Consider the following 17,911-nt stretch of genomic DNA (forward strand, 5'->3'; position numbering starts at 1 on the left):
GAGCCGACGGCGGTCGGTTTTCCACCAGCCAGTATGCAATAACCTTTCGTTACGTGTGCACGCCTCAGGAGCTTTTGGGCGTCGCTCGGTGCTGGAGTTCGAAGCAACCTAGGCCGGCCGATGCCTCGCAATCCGGTTTGCGAGAATCCGGACATGCCCCTCACATCCGAAGCCCGTTTCCTCGCGGAAACCCTCATCGATGGTGCCCGCAAGACCGTCCAGAACGCCGACGAGCTCTTTGACGAAGCACGCCTTCTGGCCGACGCCGGCCACGTCGCCCGTGCGCTTTTGCTGCACCAGATTTCTCTGGAGGAATGCGGGAAGCTGGAAATGCTCTACGTGGCCACTGCGGAGGTCCTTCGCGGGCAAGCTGTAGACATGAAGCGCCTCAGCCGCGCCTTCAGCAAGCATGCAGCGAAGAACCGAACGAACGCCTACTTTCTGGCCAAATCCGAGGCCGAACTAGCGGCCGAGCAGCAGGACGACATAGGCGCCGCTCATGAGGCCTTCAACGAGCTGCAGGCCGATTTCCACGAGAAGTCTAACGACCTCAAGAACGCCTCCCTGTATGTTGACTACGACGGTTTGTTCCGCGCCCCCCGGGAAGTCATCAGCGCGGAGCACCTCGACGAAGTTTTCAATCGCAATGGCACCTTCATGTCGATGGCTTTTGACAAGCTGGCCATCTTGTTGAGATGGGGTGCCGATTTGGATGCAGCCGCTGCCGAGATCGCCCAATGGTGGGCGGTGCTGGGCATGGACGATCTCGACCGCGATAAGCCAGATTCGCTCGTCGCGCTCAAGAAGTGCTTGGCAGAGGTGATGCAGAAGGGTCGGGACGCTCTGAAGCCTCAGCCGCCCAGCGCTGGCTAACGGGCTTGCTCCTTACCCGCTCCCAGATCCCAGCCATGGGCCCCAACTCGAAGAACGGGATTCAAAGTTGCGGGCGCGAGGTCACGACGGCTCATTCAGCCGCCCAGGAAACAGGTTGCGGACCAGCGCATCGTGGGGCCTGTCCGTCTCGAACTTGGCGTCGCTCGCGTTTGGCAGCGGTTGACCTGCAGCGGTAAGTAGACATCCGCTGATGTTGAAGTCGGCTCGCAAGCATGCACGCAAAGAACGACCGGTTCAGCCCCCAGACCAGTTGGTCGAACCTTGTGTCGGCTATTGGCTCGATGACCGAAATTCACTCAGGACTCGTCGTGCGAGGCACGGCGCGGACCGACCGAGATCGCTGCAGAAAGGACGGCCGGGATGGCCGCTATCGGCGGCGGAATGAAGCCATACCGTGACCGCAAACGATAAATATTTTCGGCCCAGAGCCCCCAACCTGCATGCCAGACAGAACGGTCGTCGGGACCAGCTCAAATAGCAATGCTGCGCTGAGTCAAATTCAGGTAGCGTTTGGCGCGACTGGGATCCATCGCCGAAACAGGTCGAGGTAACCATTAGTCCAACGTAGAGCTTGTAGCGTGAGTGGGCAGGCGCCCTGGGGAAGAGCTAGCAAAAAAGTAGACTTGAAGTCATTCCTCTCAACCATGCATTCTCTCAATACCGATCAAGCAAGTGCCTATCCGCCGTCAATGGAAAGCATCTCAACATTCACCTCCGATGATTTCGAATGTTCCGTGTACAACGTGTGCCCATCTCCGCTATCGTCCTTTGATAGTCGTGAGTGTCCCGACAGATTCGTTGGCCACATTTCAGAACTGGCTTCACTGCGAGACTGGGCCTTCGTGGCAGAGCAGCCCCCCATGAGGCGCACGGACGTGCCGTGCATCGTATTGGTTCTTGAGTCACCTCACATCGATGAATATGGGACCAAGCAGCCCTACACACCCTGGCCCGCAAACGGCGCCACTGGGCGCCACATCCGCAAACGAGCAGGATTGCTCGTGCCTCCGTGTTGGAATAAGAACGAGACCCAGCTTTACTTGATCAACGCCATCCCCTATCAATGCTCGCTCGGTCAGGCCACTCGCCTTTACAGGAGCAAAGTGTTCCGTGAGGCATGGGACAGCGGAGCGAGGGCGTACTTTCAGGAACGGCTCAAGCTGATTTACCGCCAAGGGGATCTTGTCGTGAACGCGTGCACAGTCGGGAAACCTGGGCCCTCATTGAGAGCGCTTGTCGAAGCCGCGATTGAAGAGGTGCTTCCCAATTCACTGCGCTCAAGGCGCGAGCACCCTTTCCGATGGATGAGCGATGAAGCAGTGCGTCGAACTTGGAAATGACACACTGACCAGTACATGCTCAAGAGAATCGCCCACCAGCAAGCCGAGAATCTTTGCCAAACTAGCTTCTGGACTGATCCGAACGCGAGAGCTTGTAGGCCAGGCTGCGGCTGATGGTCACGCGGGTCTTGCCCAAGTACCAACCAGATGAGCATGAACCTGTGGAGCTGATCCAGCGACAGGCACAAGTCTTTGGCGAGGAAGGGCTGCGTGAGCCCGACCTGACATGTGCAGGAAGGGGCGGCGTTGTACCCCTTCCGACTCCGCGCCTGCCTACGCTGCCACAGCCGCCGCCCTGGAGCACGGACGGCGCCTTCTCTCTGGCAATACCAGGTGGGCACGATAAAACCGCTTTTCACTGGGCATCACCAAAGTTACCAACGGATCTGGTTTAGTGATGTAGTCGGCCACCGCCTGAAATCCAGCCACCGTTGCCTCATCTAGCTTGTTGAAAACCCCCACACCACAGTGACTGAACCTGTTCTTATAAGGCGCAGCATTGCAGTTGAAGTACACCCCCATACCGCAAGTAACCACGTTGGACCAATGCTCTCCGATCAGCTTGGCAATAGTCACGTCCTGACGCACCATTGCGCCATTGAACATCAGCAACACATGCATGTGAGCACCCTTCTGAACCCCATATTCAAGCTTGACGACATGGCTCAGGTAGCTGGAAAAGTTCTCGGTGATGAAGGCCTTGAGAGCCTCCCAATCACAAATGATGCTATTTGTTGAGGCAGATGCATGCTCCTTGCCGTAGCCAAGGTCCAGGCGTAGGACCATAAGTTTCGGGAAGGCTCGCTTGAAAGCAACGAGACGCCGAACCAGGACAGAGCGCTTTCGCTGATGCTCTCGGCGCACCGTATCGAGGCGTGCCAGGACAAGTTTGTTCTCCAATAGGCCAACCATCTCTGCGACCAGGCGTCGGGCAAGGTTAATGGCATGCTCTTCGTCAATCAGCACATCAGGGTCCGTGTGGTGACACAAGCGTTCGAACGCCCTAGCGACCCACTGCAGGTAAGGCTGGCGAACCTTAGCGAGGCGATCAAGAGCACCTTGCCACGTCTGACCGACCAGCAGGCTTGCGAATCTAGAGGCTGTCCGTTCTCCAAGGGCACTCAGCCTCTTTCCAACCATAAGCTTGCGCTTATTGCGCTTGCACTTCACCGCAGCTTCATGAATCTCAGCCATCCACCGAATCTCGATCTCCCCTATTGATCGTAATTTCTGCCCATCGCAGAGTTGGTGATCTATTGCGTTGATCACCATACCTGGCGACCATGAGGAATGTAAACCATTTGCAAAACTGAGCTCCAACCCCTCCTGGAGAGGCAACTTAACACTTGCATTTGGTAAGTCTTTAGCAGAGTCATCAGCTATTCCCATCTGATCATTGGCACTCACACAGCCATCGCCTATTACATTACTGATATTCATAACATACAATCCCAGAAAATTAATCAAGACTATCGACGTAGTCCACCAAATAGCCTAAGGAATTACGCAGAAAATTCCAAAATTGGTAGCATCAACACCAACTATCATCAAATCACTTACATCCGAAATATGCTCAAGCGCCCCTTCCAAAAGGACACAGGACGCCTGGGCATGGCCAAAAGAGCTGCTAAAGCCGCTATTAGCAGCTTTAGCAACGATCTACTTGTCAGACGTAGCCCCAATGGAGCACGACAACCGTGCGGCGCCCACGCTGCTCAGTGTGGACACGGTTCAACCAACAAAGATTATTGATAGCCATCCACATCTTTTCCTTGTGGCGTATCCTGTTCGGCCCATACTGTTTAAGGTGGTTAATATCCACTTCCGTGCGGCGCGTAGTCAGCTGATAACGAATCAGGTACTCCTCAAGCAGTTGCCCGTACATAGCTGCGTTCTCCATAGGATCGTATGGCGTGGATATTTCTTTCATTTCATCCACAAAAAACTGGCAAATATCCCGAGCGGCCTGCAGGGTATCGACGTCAATTTCAGTGGTTCCATTGCAGAAATATTGCAGAAGGGCCGCTACTCTTGAAACGTTTTCCGCGATCTTCGAAGCAAAACCAGGGATATCGTGAAAGAACCGCCCGGGCTGCAAATCCGACTCAATGGCCCTAGCCCTGTCGTACCAAACTTGTGCGGCCTCAGGGGTATATGTGACCACCTTTCGAGGCCTGCGCTCTTTAATCGCGACGACGCTTTCCTCCAGCAATTCAGCAGTCCGGGCGTGGAAGGCCTCAAGCGCTTGGGTGGACTCGGCAGTTGCCACGGTGACCTCCCTCTCACCTTGGCGAGAAATCGGCTCGCACAACAGCAAGCGAGAGGTGAGCCCCAACTTCACAGCCATACCGTTGTTGCGACGGATGAACTCGTCGTAGACAGCGCGCTGCGTCATGACGGAGAACGTCAAGTGCGGACTCTGGAGGCAAAGGCCGCCCGTCGTAATACGATCGACTCGCAACAGCTCAGGCGCTTGCCACAGTTCCGTGAGCGTGCCCAAGTGCTGCATTACCCGACTGTTTGCAATGATCGCACCCTCCGCACTGACAAGCCCTGCGGAGGGCCAGACATCGCGCAAATTCCTCAACAGAGCCTCGATGGTTGTGTTGTGATAAAGCCATCGGGGATGGAGCTCCATCACTGGTTTGGTGCCGAGATGCTCAGCAATCGCCTCTTCCAAACCTGTGCAGTCTTTGCCAGTCTTCACAACTTGCGCCAAGTCCGCCTCTAACTGTTTCAGTCGAATCAGCCACACTGTGCAGGCAGCTTCATGACGGTCCTTCAGCGCCGCGCGGAATACTTCAGCGAGTATTTCCCGATCGACGATCGGTTGGAGTAGTAGCTTGTCAGTGGCGCTCTTACGCTCTCCCGACTTGGCGATTACCCAAAAAAACAGATTCACAGGCGACAGGAAACCAGGGGGAGACCTGACGTCGATCACTCCTTGACAGCACAGCGCCATAGCAGTCAACGCAGAGACCAAGGCGATCTCTATCGGCGCTTGAGTTTGAAGGTCAGCGGCGTGAACTGCGTGCCGTAGGAGCTTCGGGGCCATGTCAAGGTGGACTTTCGGGTCGTACTTTCGCTCGTACATTTTTCAATCCTCAGGTGGCCCGGCGCTTGGAAAGCGGACGGGCGAGTTGCCGGTACATGCGCTCGCGCGCATTTCCGGATAGCTGGATCTCTCCGCGGAGTAGAAATCTCCGCAGTTGGTGTTGGCAGTACCGTGAACATCGACGGCAGCCAATGACCCCCCCTCTTCAACTCGAGCTCATGCTCGCGCCCATGCGTTGGATTAACAAATCCGACGGGGCCGGCGATTCATCAGAACGCGCTAACTTTTCGCCTTGCCCAGAGCTTTGGCATGCAAAGCTCCGCCAGCCACAGTCGATGTGGCAGGAACGTCGGGGCGGAGAAAAAGAGAGCGCGCTACGGAGCGCGATGACGAGAGTCGATCCAGGCCTGTACGTCATCGGCACGCCAACGCACAGAGGAGCGCGGGCCTGCGTTCAGGCGTATGGGGCGAGGGAAATCAGAGTGCAGTTCATCGCTGCGCTGCTGGAGTTGCGCGTAGATCGTTGATCGCGAGATACCAAGAATCTTGGCAACTTCACCAACGCGCAATAGGGAGGTGAGTCTGGAGGGCTTACCGCCGTGCTCAGCATGAGGACAGCTTTCACATGTGAAAGCTAGCGATGAATCCGCCAGTGATTCAACGTTTTTGCGACTCGGCAAAGCAGAACGGGGAACAGAGGCTTTCCCAGCGGGCACATAGCCAGAGCTGACTGAGACACCGGTACGAGGACCGACAGAGGAACCAACACAAACCATAGGGACGAACTCCAACAACGCCAAAAAAATGACGAGTTCGTCCTCCTTGTGTGGACGTTTTTCAAACGCTTTCGGAGCCTTCCGGCCCTAGTGTCCGGAGTAATGGCCTGTGTCTCGAAGACACACCTGAGCGCCTGCTCAACGAAATTAAATGTTAATGGGATGTGCCTGATGAAGTCAAGCGCGATTGCGATGTTGGCCGAGCGCCCGCGTTTTTATATTTGACGACAGGGTCAGCAGGCACGCAGCGTTTGTGTCCAGCAAAGTCCGATCAGATCCAGCCCAATCAGAACGATTGATGGTGTAACGATTGGTAGATATAAACAAAAAAGCGCCCCGAAGGGCGCTTGTTTGCTTACTTACTGGCGGAGAGGGTGGGATTCGAACCCACGGTAGTGTTGCCACTACGCCTGATTTCGAGTCAGGTACATTCGACCACTCTGCCACCTCTCCGCTCGAAGCCTCAGATTATAGCCGGATTTTCAGGGTGCTAAAACAGCCAGGCCACCCAGATAGGGGCGCAGAACTTCGGGCACCGTCACGCTGCCGTCGGCCTGCTGGTAGTTTTCCAGCACCGCCACCAGGGTGCGACCCACTGCCAGGCCAGAGCCGTTCAGGGTGTGCAGCAGTTCGTTTTTTCCTTGTGCGTTCTTGAAGCGGGCTTGCAACCGGCGCGCCTGGAAGGCTTCGCAATTGCTCACCGAGCTGATCTCGCGGTAAGTGTTCTGCGCGGGCAGCCACACTTCCAGGTCATAGGTCTTGGCGGCGCCAAAGCCCATGTCACCCGTGCACAGGCTCATCACGCGGTAAGGCAGGCCCAGCTTCTGGAGCACGGCTTCGGCGTGGCGGGTCATTTCTTCCAGCGCTTCGTAGCTCTTGTCGGGGTGCACGATCTGCACCATCTCGACCTTGTCGAACTGGTGCTGGCGGATCATGCCGCGCGTGTCACGCCCGTAGCTGCCGGCCTCGGACCGGAAGCATGGCGTATGGGCCGTGAGCTTGATGGGCAGTTCGGATTCGGCCACCACCATGTCGCGCACAAAGTTGGTCAGCGGCACCTCGCTGGTAGGGATGAGGTAAAGCGCCGCGTTGTCTGGCACGGGTTCGCCATCCTGGCCGCCCTTCTTGGCGGCGAACAGGTCGCCTTCGAACTTGGGCAACTGACCGGTGCCCTTGAGGGAATCTGCGTTCACGGCATAGGGCACATAGCACTCGGTGTAGCCGTGTTCCTGGGTCTGCACATCCAGCATGAACTGGCTGAGGGCACGGTGCAGGCGGGCGATCTGGCCCTTCATCACCGTGAAGCGCGAGCCCGAGAGCTTGACGCCCATGTCGAAGTCCAACCCCAGCGGCGTGCCCACGTCCACGTGGTCTTTCACCTCGAAAGCAAAGGTGCCGGGCGTACCCCATCGGCGCACTTCCACGTTGCCCGATTCGTCACTGCCCACAGGCACGGATTCGTGCGGCAGGTTGGGCACGGCAACGAGCATGGCCAGCAACTCGGCCTGGATCTGTTCGAGGCGGGCGGCGGACTGCTCCAGCTCCACCTTGCCTGCGGCCACCTGGGCCTTGGCGGCCTCGGCGCCGTCCTTGTCACCCCGGCTCATCAGCATGCCGACCTGCTTGGACAGCTGGTTGCGCTGGGCCTGCAGCTCTTCGGTGCGGGTCTGCAGCGTCTTGCGCTCGGACTCCAGGGACTGGAAAGCGGAGACGTCAAGGAAGGCCTGGGGCTTTTTGCGGGTTTCCAGCCGCGCGATGGCGGTGTCGAGGTCTTTGCGGAGAAGAAGAATGTCAAGCATTGCTGGATTTTAAAGGGGTGGTCGGTCTAGCTCAGGCGAGGCTGGCGGGGTCACAATTGGCGCCGCAAAGAATGAGGCCCACCGTCTCCTGCGGTTGGGGCCGGTAGGCGCCAGTCTGCAATGCTGCCAGGCCCAGCGCAGCGGCGGGTTCCACGGCCAATTTCAGTTCCTTCCACAGCCACAGCTGGGCGGTGCGGATGGCGTCGTCGGGCAGCAGCAGTGCATCGTGAACATGGCGCTGGCTGACCTCCCAGCCAATGGCGCCGATGCGGCGGGCACCCAAAGAATCGGCGGCCACGCCACCCACTTCCACATCCACCGGTTGGCCCGCAGCACGCGCCGCGTGCAGGGTCGGCGCGCGTTCGGGTTCCAACGCGACGACATGTGCGCGGCTCTCTACCCATGCGGCTACGCCGCCGATGAGGCCACCGCCGCCCACGCTGACCAGCACCGTGTCGGGCAGGCGGCCACCCTGCTCTTCCATCTCCAATGCCAGCGTGCCTGCACCGGCTACCACCTCGGGCTGGTCGTAGGCGTGGGCCTGCAGCGCGCCCGTGGCCTTCTGGCGGGCCACGCAGGCTTCAAAGGCTTCGGAATACGCGGCGCCGGTCACCACCACCTCCGCCCCGAGTGCGCGCAGGCGCGCACGTTTGGCTTCGGGTGAGACTTCGGGCACAAACACTTCGCAGCGCACACCCAGCGCCTTGGCGGCAGCCGCCACGGCGATACCGGCGTTGCCGCCTGACGCGATGATCACGCCACTCTGGGGCACCGGGTTGGCCAGCAGCCGGTACAACATGCCGCGCGCCTTGAAGCTGCCGCCCACCTGCAGGTGCTCCAGCTTGAGCCAGACCTCGGCGCAGTTCACGCCCAAGGACTTGCCAGACACGCGCATCAGCGGCGTGGTGCGCAGAAAGTCGGGCTGGGTGGCCAGTTGGCGGCGGGCGGCGGCGATGGCGGCGCGGTCGATCATGCGGGGCTCCGAGAGGCAGGTGGTGTCAAAAGAAGGGGCAGTGTAGGGGCTGCCCGCAACATACAGACACAACACTGACTGCATGCGTGCCATGCAACTGCCGATAACATGGGCAGAGCAGCCCCCGTACCAGCACATCTGGCAGGTCTGCGCGCAGGAGAAAAAGCATGTTCTTTGTGTTCGGCCCGTCGGGCCAGATGTACCGGGGCGGCCCCGAAAATCTGGCGCGTATTTCTGCAGTGCGCAGCGTGCAGCGCCCACAGGCCCTGCGCACGCGGGCCATGGACGCGCAAGATGGTCAGCCGGGGCCCGTCTTCACAGCCCCGCACCGCCCCACTGTTGCCGACACGAGCGCCGCCGCCCCGCCCCCCATCGTCAACCTGCGCATGCACGACGCCGTGAGCGCCTACGCACAGACAGAGCAAGGCCCCCAGGCCAGCACCCGCCAGCCGTTGACCAAGGTAAGCGATGTGATGACCACTGGCGGCGTGAGCGTGGCGCCCGATGTGCGCGTGAACGATGCCTGGCAGACCCTGGCCGAGAACACGGTGGCGCAGGCACCCGTGGTGGATGCGCTGGGCCGCGTGATTGGCCTGCTGCTGCGGGCCGACATGGCGCCGCTGGACCTGCTGCCCGAGCCCGGAGCCGTCAAGCAGGCCATCGACCTGGCGCGCCGCCCGGTATCCGAAGTAATGGTGAGCCCTGTGCCCACCGTGTCGCCAGACACCGAGCTGCGCCGCGTGGCCGCCGTGCTGCTGGACACCGGCCTGCCCGGCCTGCCGGTGACTGATGAGGCGGGAGTACTGTCGGGCTTCATCTCACGCACTGACATCCTGCGGGCGGTAGCCGCTAACCCGCCACTGGATTTGTGGAGCGGGCCTGCGGTGTCGCTGTAGTGGCCCGCCAGTGCACGCCCATCCTGAAAAATGTACCAAATAGGTCCCTAGCGCACATATTTATTGCGCTAGCAGCTATTGATTCAGGAGCAAAAGAACCCTGGGCCGGCTAGCCCACTGGGGGCCCCGTCTCCGGCTGGCGCTGCGAGATTTCCAGCCCGGTGGCCGCGTCGATCTTGAGCCCCTTGGGCAGCGGGAACTTGATGGTTTCCTCGATGCCTGCCATGGTGCGTACCGACACAGCACCCAGCGCCTTGATGCGGTCGATGACCTGCTGCACCAGGATTTCCGGCGCCGAGGCTCCGGCCGTCAGCCCCACACGGGCCAGCCCATCAAACCATTCGCCTCTCAGCTCTTCGGCGCTGTCCACCATGTAGGCGGTGGTGCCCAGCTTGGCCGCCAGTTCGCGCAAGCGGTTGCTGTTGGAGCTGGTGGGGCTGCCCACCACGATCACCACGTCCACTTGCGGACTCAGCACCTTCACGGCGTCCTGTCGGTTCTGGGTGGCGTAGCAGATGTCCTGCTGCTTGGGCTCGCGCACGCTGGGAAACCGAGCGCGCACGGCGGCAGAGATTTCGGCCGCGTCGTCCACGCTCAGCGTGGTCTGCGTGACCACCGCCAGCTTCTCGGTCTGCCGGGGCTGCACGCGCGCCACGTCTTCCACGTCTTCCACCAGGTGGATGCCTTGGTCGAGCTGGCCCATGGTGCCTTCCACCTCGGGGTGGCCCTTGTGGCCGATCATGATGAACTCGTAGCCCTCTTTGGCGAGCTTGGCCACTTCGACGTGTACCTTGGTCACCAGCGGGCAGGTGGCATCAAAAATGCTGAAGCCGCGTGCCACGGCCTCTTGCTGCACGGCCTTGCTCACGCCGTGGGCGCTGAAGACCAGCGTGGCGCCGGGGGGCACGTCCGACAGTTCTTCGATGAAGATCGCGCCCTTGGCCTTGAGGTCGTTCACCACGTAGGTGTTGTGCACGATCTCATGGCGCACATAGATAGGGGCGCCGAACTTCTGGATGGCGCGCTCCACGATCTCGATCGCACGGTCCACACCGGCGCAAAACCCGCGCGGCTCCGCCAGCAGGATCTCTTGCGGCGCCTGCATCACAGGATTCCGATCAGTTGCACTTCAAAGGTCACCGCCTGGCCCGCCAGCGGGTGGTTGAAGTCGAACAGCACGGCGCCGTCGTCGCGCACCTGCATCACGGCGCCTGCGTAGCTGCCCTGGCCGTCAGGCGTGGGGAACTGCACCACATCGCCCACGTTGTACTTTTCGTCAGGGTCGCCCAGCTCGTTCATCAGCTTGCGCGCCACCCACTGCTGCATGTCGGGGTTGCGCTCGCCAAAGGCCTCGCCCGCAGGCAGCTCGAAAGTGGTGCGGGTGCCTTCGGCCAGGCCCAGCAGGCGCTGCTCCATGGCGGGCGACAACTCGCCCGTACCCAGCGACAGGGTGGCGGGTTTGTCAGTGAAGGTGTTGATCACATCCCCCGCCGGGCCAGCCAGGCGGTAGTGCAGCGTGAGGAAGGAGCCGGGTTGCACCGTGGGTAGGGAAGCGTCGATAGAGGTCATGAAAGTCCCGATAAACTGGCCTGCATTGTAGAAAACCGGGCAAAGCCCTACGCCCGTCGGCCCCTGACGGGTTTCAAAAACCCTGCGCCATGCCCCTCAAAGACCTGCCCGCCGACGCCCAGCCCCGCGAAAAACTGCTGGCACGCGGCCCTGCCGCCCTGGCCGATGCCGAGCTGCTGGCAATCCTGCTGCGCACCGGCATCGTGGGCAAGGGTGTGCTGCAGATGGCGCAAGAGCTGCTGGACCCACCCGGCATCGACCCGGACACGGGTGCCGTCACCGGCGGTTTTGGTGGCATTGCCGGGCTGCTGCATACCAGCGCGGCCGACCTGGAGCGCATCAAGGGCCTGGGCCCTGCCAAGCGTGCCGAACTGGTAGCCGTGCTCGAACTCGCGCGCCGCGCCCTCGCCCAGCAGCTGCGCGAACGCGAGGTGTTCGACTCGCCCGATGCCGTCAAGCACTACCTGCAACTGCACCTGGCCGCCAAGGGGCATGAGGTGTTTGCGGTGCTGTTCCTTGATGCGCAAAACCGCTTGCTGGCCATGGAACAGCTGTTTCGCGGCACGCTCACGCAGACCAGCGTGTACCCGCGCGAGGTGGTGCTGCGCGCCCTGCACCACCAGGCTGCCGCCGTGGTGCTGGCCCACAACCACCCCAGCGGCAGCGTGCAGCCCAGCCGGGCCGACGAGGCGCTGACGCAGACTCTGAAGACCACGCTGGCGCTGGTGGACGTGCGCGTGCTCGACCATGTGATCGTGGCGCCGGGCCAGGCACTGTCGATGGCCGAAAAGGGCCTGGTGTGACTGCACCTGCACCAGCCCACCCGCCTACGGCACTGCACGCCGCGCTGGCACGCGCCGCGCGCGGCACCGAAGGCCCCATGGGCGGCGCCAAGCCCGCCCCTGCACCCGCCGTGCCCGCCGTGCCCCGGTCCGCACGGCGCGCAGGTTTGGCCGACAAAAAGGCAGCGGCCAAGGCAGCGATGCGCCCCCTGCGCCATGCCCCCGCGCCGCCCGCCGCCGGTGACAACCCGGCACCGCCCCGGCGCCGCGCGCCCCCCGCCCCGCGCCGGGCGGGCGAACGCATCACCCAGCTGCAGGACCTGGCCACCGTGGCCCGCCGCCTGCGCGAGGATCAGGAACGCCGCGAGGCCGAAGAAAAAGCCCGCCGCGAAGCAGCAGCCCGGGCAGAGGCCGAACGCCACCTTTTCAGCCGCAGCGTGGGCCCCGTCACCCCGCTGCGCAACCCCAACGTAGCGCGGCTGCGCAAGCACCTGCCCCCACCGCTGCCCGTGCAGCACTGGCTGGACGAAGAGCGGGTGCTGCTCGAATCCATCAGCGATGACTTCGACGTGAGCACCCTGCTCGACACCGACGACCAGTTGAGCTTTCGGCGCCCCGGCATTGGCGTGGAGGTGACCCGCCGCCTGCGCTCGGGCCACTGGAGCATCCAGCGCCAGCTCGACCTGCACGGCCTGCGAGTGGACGAGGCGCGTGAAGCGCTGGGCGACTTCATCCGTCATGCCCACAAGACGGGCCTGCGCTGCGTGCGCGTGGTGCATGGCAAGGGGTTGGGATCGCCCGGAAAAAGCCCCGTCCTCAAGGGCCGCGTGCAGCGCTGGCTGGTGCAAAAGAACGAGGTGCTGGCCTTTGTGCAGGCCCGGCCGATGGACGGGGGCGCTGGAGCGCTGGTAGTGCTGCTGCAACCCGTTCTGCGCAAAAACTCATAAAAATAGCTGCAAGCGCTAGATTCTCATGCGCTTGCAGCTATCGAAAAAATAGCGTTTCAGCACTCTACAGCAGGCCGCTCCGTGGCCGTGCTGCGAGCGCCTGCACCGCTACGGCCTCCGCAACGGGAGGCGGACGACTACTTCGACAGGTCCACGCCGTATTTCGACGTGCCCTTGCCCGACCCATCATCGGCCGCCAGCAGCGACACATTGCCCAGCCCGGCCGCCTGCGCCACGCTGAGGGCATTGGCGCCGGAGCTGAACACCACCGGCCCCGCCACAGTGGCCTTGGCAAAGCGCCAGCTCTTGGCCGCGCCGTTGGCAGCGCGGGTCACTGCCGGGTTCTTGCGGATGTAGTCAATCACCACGTCGCGGTTGGCGTCGGGCGAGGCCCAGATGGTGCCCGAGCCGTCCAGCTTGTCGATGAAGCTCTTGCCGCTGGTGGCGCGGTAGTTGTTGGTGGCGATCACAAACTCCTGCGCCACATCGATGGACTTGCCCAGGTAGGTCAGGTTCTTGATGCGGCTGCCCACGGGCTGGGTCACGTCGATCTCGTACTGCACATCGGCCGTCGTGAACATGTCGAAGTTGTAGCCCGGGAAGGTGCTGATGAGCTGCTGCTCGGTGGTCTTGGCCGCGTCGATCTGGTTGAAGCGCTTGGCAGCTGCCTCCAGCCAGTTCTTGATGTCGCCACCATTCACCTTCACCGCATACACCGTGTTGGGGTACAGGTACAGGTCGGCCGCGTTGTTGATGGCCAGCGGGCCCACCGCCACGTCGGTGTAGTCGGCCCCGCCCTGGAAGCCGCTCTTGAACGGCGCGCTCACCGACAGCACAGGCAGCTGCGCATACTGCGGCAGACTGGCCTTGATGTACGCCGCCACATAGGCCTGCTGCGCCTGGTTCACGATCTGGATCGCGCCCGCGTCGCCCACATCGGCAAACAGCGTGCTCATGCGGAAGTCGGTCTGGCCGATGGGCGTCTTCACGTACTTGATCGCGGCCTGGTGCTGGGTCTCGATCAGCGGGTCAATGGCGGGGTCGGCATCCACGGTCACCGTGGCGCCTGCGGCATTCTTGCTCTGGATGTTGCGCAGCTCGCTCTTGCTGGCGGACTTGTTGACCACCCACTTGGCACCATCCCACTGCAACGCCAGCTGCACCACACCCAGGGCCTTGCCCCACGAGCTGGCCATGACGGCAGGCACGCCGTTGATGGTGCCCGCCTTGTGGTCCACGCCGGCTAGGTTGAAGCCGGGCGTGGCGGCCGTGTCGGGGAACACGCCGTGCTGGTGGCCCATCACCATCGCGTCGATACCTGCCACCTTGGACAGGTACAGGCCCGGGTTCTCCATGGTGGCCGAGTAGGCGGCACTGTCGAGCCCGCCGTGCAACAGCGCCACCACAATGTCGGCGCTCTTGGCGCGCAGTTCGGGCACGTACTTGTTGGCGGCCTCAACGGCGCCTTCGGTATAGACCTTGCCTTCCAGGTAGCGCTTGTCCCAGTTCATGATGCCGGGTGTGGTGAAGCCGATCACGCCGATCTTGATCGGCAGCTTCACTTCCTTGCCATCCGTACCCTTGGCCACGAGCGTGCGCTCCAGCAGCGTGTAGGGCTGCACCAGCGGCTTCTTGGTCTTGCTGCTGTACACGTTGGCCAGCACGGCGGGGTAGCCAGCGCCTGCGCATTTCTTGGTGGCGTCCACGCCTTCCACATCCAGCCCGCCGCCCAGCACCTGGTTCAAAAAGGGCAGGCCGTAGTTGAACTCGTGGTTGCCCAGCGTGCCGGCGTCAAAGCCCAGCGCGCCCATGGCCTTGTACATGGACAGCTGCTGGGTGCAGGGGATGGGGCTGATGGTGGCCTCGTAGTCGGCCAGCGCGGTGCCCTGGATGGTGTCGCCATTGTCCACCAGCAGCGTGTTGGCAAACTCCTTGCGCGCCGCGCGCACCAGCGTGGCCGTGCGCTCAAAGCCGTAGCTCTTGTCTTCGGCCAGCTTGAAGTAGTCGTAGCTGCGCACGTTGAAGTGCAGGTCGGTGGTCTCCAGCACGGCCAGGGTGGCCGTGGCGCCCGCGTTGCTGCTGGCGTTGTCGTTGCCACCGCCACAGGCAGCCAGCGAAGCGGCGAGTGCCACCATACCCAGCGTGGCCACGCGGCGCGAGACACGCGAGGAAGAAATCAGAAAGCCCAGAGTGCGTTCAGACATGAACAGTCCCAGTTTGAAACAAGGGACCGAGTGTCTGGGTAGGGTTTGACAGCGGTGTGACGTGGCCACGTGGCCACAACACCCGTGCCGCATGCGGCGGTCAGCGAGCCTTGCGACGGCTCAATCGATGCGATACACATCACCGTTGTGCGGCGAGGCGCTTTCGTGGAACAGGTCTTCCAGAAACTGCGCCAGCTCCTGCTCTTGCACAAAGTCGGGGATGACAAAGCCCGAAGGCGTGCGTTTGCCATCGGCGCCCACGCGGTAGGCCTGCCACAGTGCACCTTCACGCCGCACCTCGACGACGCGGCCGAAAACATGGAAACGGGGGTGCCCATGGGCTTCCCGGTGTTGACCTGGTGCAGGGGATGGTTCAGCGGCGGCCACAGGGTGTTCTCCAGACACGGGAAACCATCAGGCCACCACCGACGCGATCAAATCCACCTCCACCGTCGCGCTCTTGGGCAGCTGCAGCACGCCTACCGACGTGCGGGTGTGGGCTCCTGCCTCTCCCAGCACGGCAAACAGCACTTCTGACGCACCATCGGCCACCTCGCTTTGCTGAGTGAAGGTGGGTGCCGACTGCACATACACGGTGATGCGCAAAATGGATTGCACGGCATCGAGCGATCCCAGCGAGCGCTGCAGCAAGGCCAACGCACGCATCGCACACACTTTGGCGGCTGTTTGCGCGGCGGCCAGCGAGGCCCCGGCACCCGCAGCGCCGGTGACCACCACGGTGTCGCCCACGCGCGGGATCTGCCCGCTCAGGTAGATATGGTGGCCGTCGCGCACCAGCGGGACGTAGTTGCCACCAATCTTGATCTCTCCATCAAAGCTATAGCCCAGCGCCTGGGCTTGTTCCTGGAATCGTGCATCGCGTGACATTGAAATGGGTCTCCTGCAAAAAAAAGGCCTTCGCTGCGGTCTACATGAAGCGCGCAAAAGGGTCTACCAGCGAGGCGATCGACACCGCGCCGGGCGCTACGCCAGCGTCACGCCGCGCAGACTCGGGTACCACAGCCACCGGCACGGCAGGCAAGGGCTGCATGCGCCGGCCATACACGCGCTGCACGCGGTCGTCGAGCGTGGGATGGGTGTCCAGCCAGCGCGCCATGCGGCTGCCGCCATCCACATCCACCAACAGCATGTGCTGCACGGCCGGATGGGCCAGACCGGTGTGGACGGGGTTCTCGGCATACCCGGCCGGGGTGTCGCGGCACTGGGCCATCACCTTGCGCAGCACACCGCCCAGGCCGTCGCGGCTGCGTGTCCATTGGACTGCGCGCGCGTCGGCCAGGTACTCTCGCTGGCGCGACACGGCGGCCTTGAGCATGCGCCCCGTGAGCCAGCCCGCAAAACCCGCCACCATGATGGCCGACCCAAACCACCAGGACAGGCCATGTCGCTCTCGCATCGTGTCGCCAAAGTTGTAGACCAGCTCCAGCCCGAACACCATGCCCGCCAGCCGCATCTTCAGGCGCGTGTCGCCCTCGTGCAGATGGCTCAGCTCATGGGCCACCATGCCCTGCATTTCTTCGCGGGTGAGGTAGTCCAAGGCACCCTGCGTCACGGCAATGACGGCGTCGCTCTCGTCCCACCCCGCAGCAAACGCATTGATGGCATCGGTGCGCGGCATGACCATGATCTGCGGGCGCGGCATGTGCGCGGCAATGCACAACTCGTCCACGATGTTGGACAACCGCTGCTCGGCGTGCGACAGCGTGGGCCGCAACTCGCGCGCGCCCACACGGCGGGCCAGCTTGACGCCGCCCGCACGCAAGTTGGACGTCTCGACCCACCAGCCGCCCAGCACCAGCATCAGCGAGACACCCACATTGGCGGCCAGAAAACCTTGTGGAAACGGCAAGTGCACCGGCAGCACTGCGGCCATCAACCACCAGGCCAGCGCCAGGGCAGCATGCACCGCCACCACCAGAATGGCCACGGCAAGCGCAAAGCCCAGCAGCAGGCGGCGTGTCTCGCTGCGCGCGTTGTGCTGGTGGTCCCAGAACTTCATGGGAGCGGGGGTGTAAAAGTCAGAACTTCACGCGGGGGGCCGTGCGCTCTTCGTCGGACTGCGTGGAAGCCAGCATGGGCGCTGGCGCAAAGCCCAGCAGGCGCGCGACGACAAGCTCGGGGAACTGCGCCGCCGCATCGTTGAACTCCAGCGCCTGATCGTTGTAGGCCTGGCGGGCAAAACCGAGGCGGTTTTCGGTGCTGGTGATCTCTTCGGACAGCGACTGCATGGTGGCGTCGGCCTTGAGCTCAGGGTAGCTCTCGGCCACCACCATCAGACGTCCCAGGCTGCCGCCGAGCACACCTTCAGCAGCGGCCAGCGCACCCATGGCGCTGGCGCTTTGGGGGTCTGCGCGCACCGCAGCGGCCGCCCCCTGTGCCTGGCTGCGGGCCTTGATAACGGCCTCCAGCGTGGCGGCCTCGTGCGCCAAGTAGCCACGAGCCACCTCCACCAGGTTGGGGATCAGGTCGTACCGGCGTTTCAGTTGCACGTCGATCTGGCCAAACGCGTTGGCGATGCGGTTGCGCAATTGCACCAGTCGGTTGTAAACCGTGACGGCCCATACCAGCACAGCCACCAGCACAACGACCACGACCCAAGCGGTTGCCGACATACCCCACCTCCTGTATTTGTTGGAGCGGGCATCTTAGAGCCTG

Annotated in this window: 16 protein-coding genes and 1 tRNA gene; 4 read left to right on the top strand and 13 right to left on the bottom strand. The window is 62.3% G+C overall.

The genetic code is table 11. From position 1 onward, the window contains the following. Positions 1-153 precede the first annotated feature (153 nt). Positions 154-873 carry an AbiV family abortive infection protein gene (locus AC1Q64_RS05715; RefSeq protein WP_056162905.1) on the top strand — a complete coding sequence of 240 codons (720 nt, stop codon included), beginning with the start codon at positions 154-156 and terminating at the stop codon, positions 871-873. Between the two features lie 1,634 nt (positions 874-2,507). On the opposite strand, the gene AC1Q64_RS05720 is transcribed toward AC1Q64_RS05715, so the two are convergent. The 6 genes from AC1Q64_RS05720 to AC1Q64_RS05745 form a co-directional block, all read right to left on the bottom strand. After that, positions 2,508-3,641, bottom strand: coding sequence for a YagK/YfjJ domain-containing protein (locus AC1Q64_RS05720; RefSeq protein WP_492250719.1), 1,134 nt, complete (start codon positions 3,639-3,641; stop codon positions 2,508-2,510). Positions 3,642-3,900: 259 nt separating this feature from the next. Continuing rightward, a complete protein-coding gene (locus AC1Q64_RS05725) occupies positions 3,901-5,289 on the bottom strand; it encodes a YfjI family protein (RefSeq protein WP_444824281.1) in 1,389 nt (462 codons plus the stop codon). 374 nt (positions 5,290-5,663) lie between these two features. Continuing rightward, positions 5,664-6,065 (bottom strand): helix-turn-helix transcriptional regulator, encoded by a 402-nt coding sequence (locus AC1Q64_RS05730; protein ID WP_288852079.1) that lies wholly within the window; start codon positions 6,063-6,065, stop codon positions 5,664-5,666. Between the two features lie 363 nt (positions 6,066-6,428). Then, a tRNA-Ser gene (locus tag AC1Q64_RS05735) sits at positions 6,429-6,518 on the bottom strand. Positions 6,519-6,547: 29 nt separating this feature from the next. Then, entirely contained in the window at positions 6,548-7,864 is a 1,317-nt protein-coding gene (gene serS / locus AC1Q64_RS05740) for a serine--tRNA ligase (RefSeq protein ID WP_492250720.1), read from the bottom strand. Positions 7,865-7,895: 31 nt separating this feature from the next. Then, on the bottom strand, positions 7,896-8,837 hold the full coding sequence (locus AC1Q64_RS05745; protein ID WP_291438207.1) for a threonine/serine dehydratase: 942 nt from the start codon (positions 8,835-8,837) through the stop codon (positions 7,896-7,898). A gap of 167 nt (positions 8,838-9,004) precedes the next feature. Between AC1Q64_RS05745 and AC1Q64_RS05750 the strand changes: the two genes are divergently transcribed. After that, a complete protein-coding gene (locus AC1Q64_RS05750) occupies positions 9,005-9,733 on the top strand; it encodes a CBS domain-containing protein (RefSeq protein WP_492250721.1) in 729 nt (242 codons plus the stop codon). 109 nt (positions 9,734-9,842) lie between these two features. Here the strand turns inward: AC1Q64_RS05750 and ispH are convergent, their stop codons facing one another. Continuing rightward, positions 9,843-10,838, bottom strand: a complete 996-nt coding sequence (ispH, locus tag AC1Q64_RS05755) for a 4-hydroxy-3-methylbut-2-enyl diphosphate reductase (RefSeq protein ID WP_492250722.1) — start codon at positions 10,836-10,838, stop codon at positions 9,843-9,845. Continuing rightward, complete coding sequence (locus tag AC1Q64_RS05760) at positions 10,838-11,302, bottom strand: FKBP-type peptidyl-prolyl cis-trans isomerase (RefSeq protein ID WP_492250723.1); 465 nt, start codon at positions 11,300-11,302, stop codon at positions 10,838-10,840. The genes ispH and AC1Q64_RS05760 overlap by 1 nt, the downstream gene beginning before the upstream one ends. Before the next feature lie 89 nt (positions 11,303-11,391). On the opposite strand from AC1Q64_RS05760, the gene radC reads away from it, so the two are divergent. After that, complete coding sequence (gene radC / locus AC1Q64_RS05765) at positions 11,392-12,105, top strand: RadC family protein (protein WP_492250724.1); 714 nt, start codon at positions 11,392-11,394, stop codon at positions 12,103-12,105. A gap of 179 nt (positions 12,106-12,284) precedes the next feature. Continuing rightward, the gene (locus AC1Q64_RS05770) at positions 12,285-13,031 is read left to right on the top strand and encodes a Smr/MutS family protein (RefSeq protein WP_369804332.1); all 747 of its coding nucleotides are present in this window, start codon (positions 12,285-12,287) and stop codon (positions 13,029-13,031) included. A 137-nt stretch (positions 13,032-13,168) separates the two neighbouring features. Here the strand turns inward: AC1Q64_RS05770 and AC1Q64_RS05775 are convergent, their stop codons facing one another. The 5 genes from AC1Q64_RS05775 to AC1Q64_RS05795 form a co-directional block, all read right to left on the bottom strand. Next, complete coding sequence (locus AC1Q64_RS05775) at positions 13,169-15,235, bottom strand: bifunctional 2',3'-cyclic-nucleotide 2'-phosphodiesterase/3'-nucleotidase (RefSeq protein ID WP_492250725.1); 2,067 nt, start codon at positions 15,233-15,235, stop codon at positions 13,169-13,171. A gap of 120 nt (positions 15,236-15,355) precedes the next feature. Continuing rightward, positions 15,356-15,622 (bottom strand): DUF7661 family protein, encoded by a 267-nt coding sequence (locus AC1Q64_RS05780; protein ID WP_291438202.1) that lies wholly within the window; start codon positions 15,620-15,622, stop codon positions 15,356-15,358. A gap of 27 nt (positions 15,623-15,649) precedes the next feature. Further along, on the bottom strand, positions 15,650-16,123 hold the full coding sequence (locus AC1Q64_RS05785) for a RidA family protein (protein ID WP_291438201.1): 474 nt from the start codon (positions 16,121-16,123) through the stop codon (positions 15,650-15,652). 40 nt (positions 16,124-16,163) lie between these two features. Further along, positions 16,164-17,255 (bottom strand): M48 family metalloprotease, encoded by a 1,092-nt coding sequence (locus tag AC1Q64_RS05790; protein ID WP_492250726.1) that lies wholly within the window; start codon positions 17,253-17,255, stop codon positions 16,164-16,166. Positions 17,256-17,274: 19 nt separating this feature from the next. Beyond that, entirely contained in the window at positions 17,275-17,868 is a 594-nt protein-coding gene (locus AC1Q64_RS05795) for a LemA family protein (RefSeq protein ID WP_291437885.1), read from the bottom strand. Positions 17,869-17,911: the final 43 nt, after the last annotated feature.

This window comes from Acidovorax sp. GW835-FHT14G06 (genome assembly GCF_058793595.1).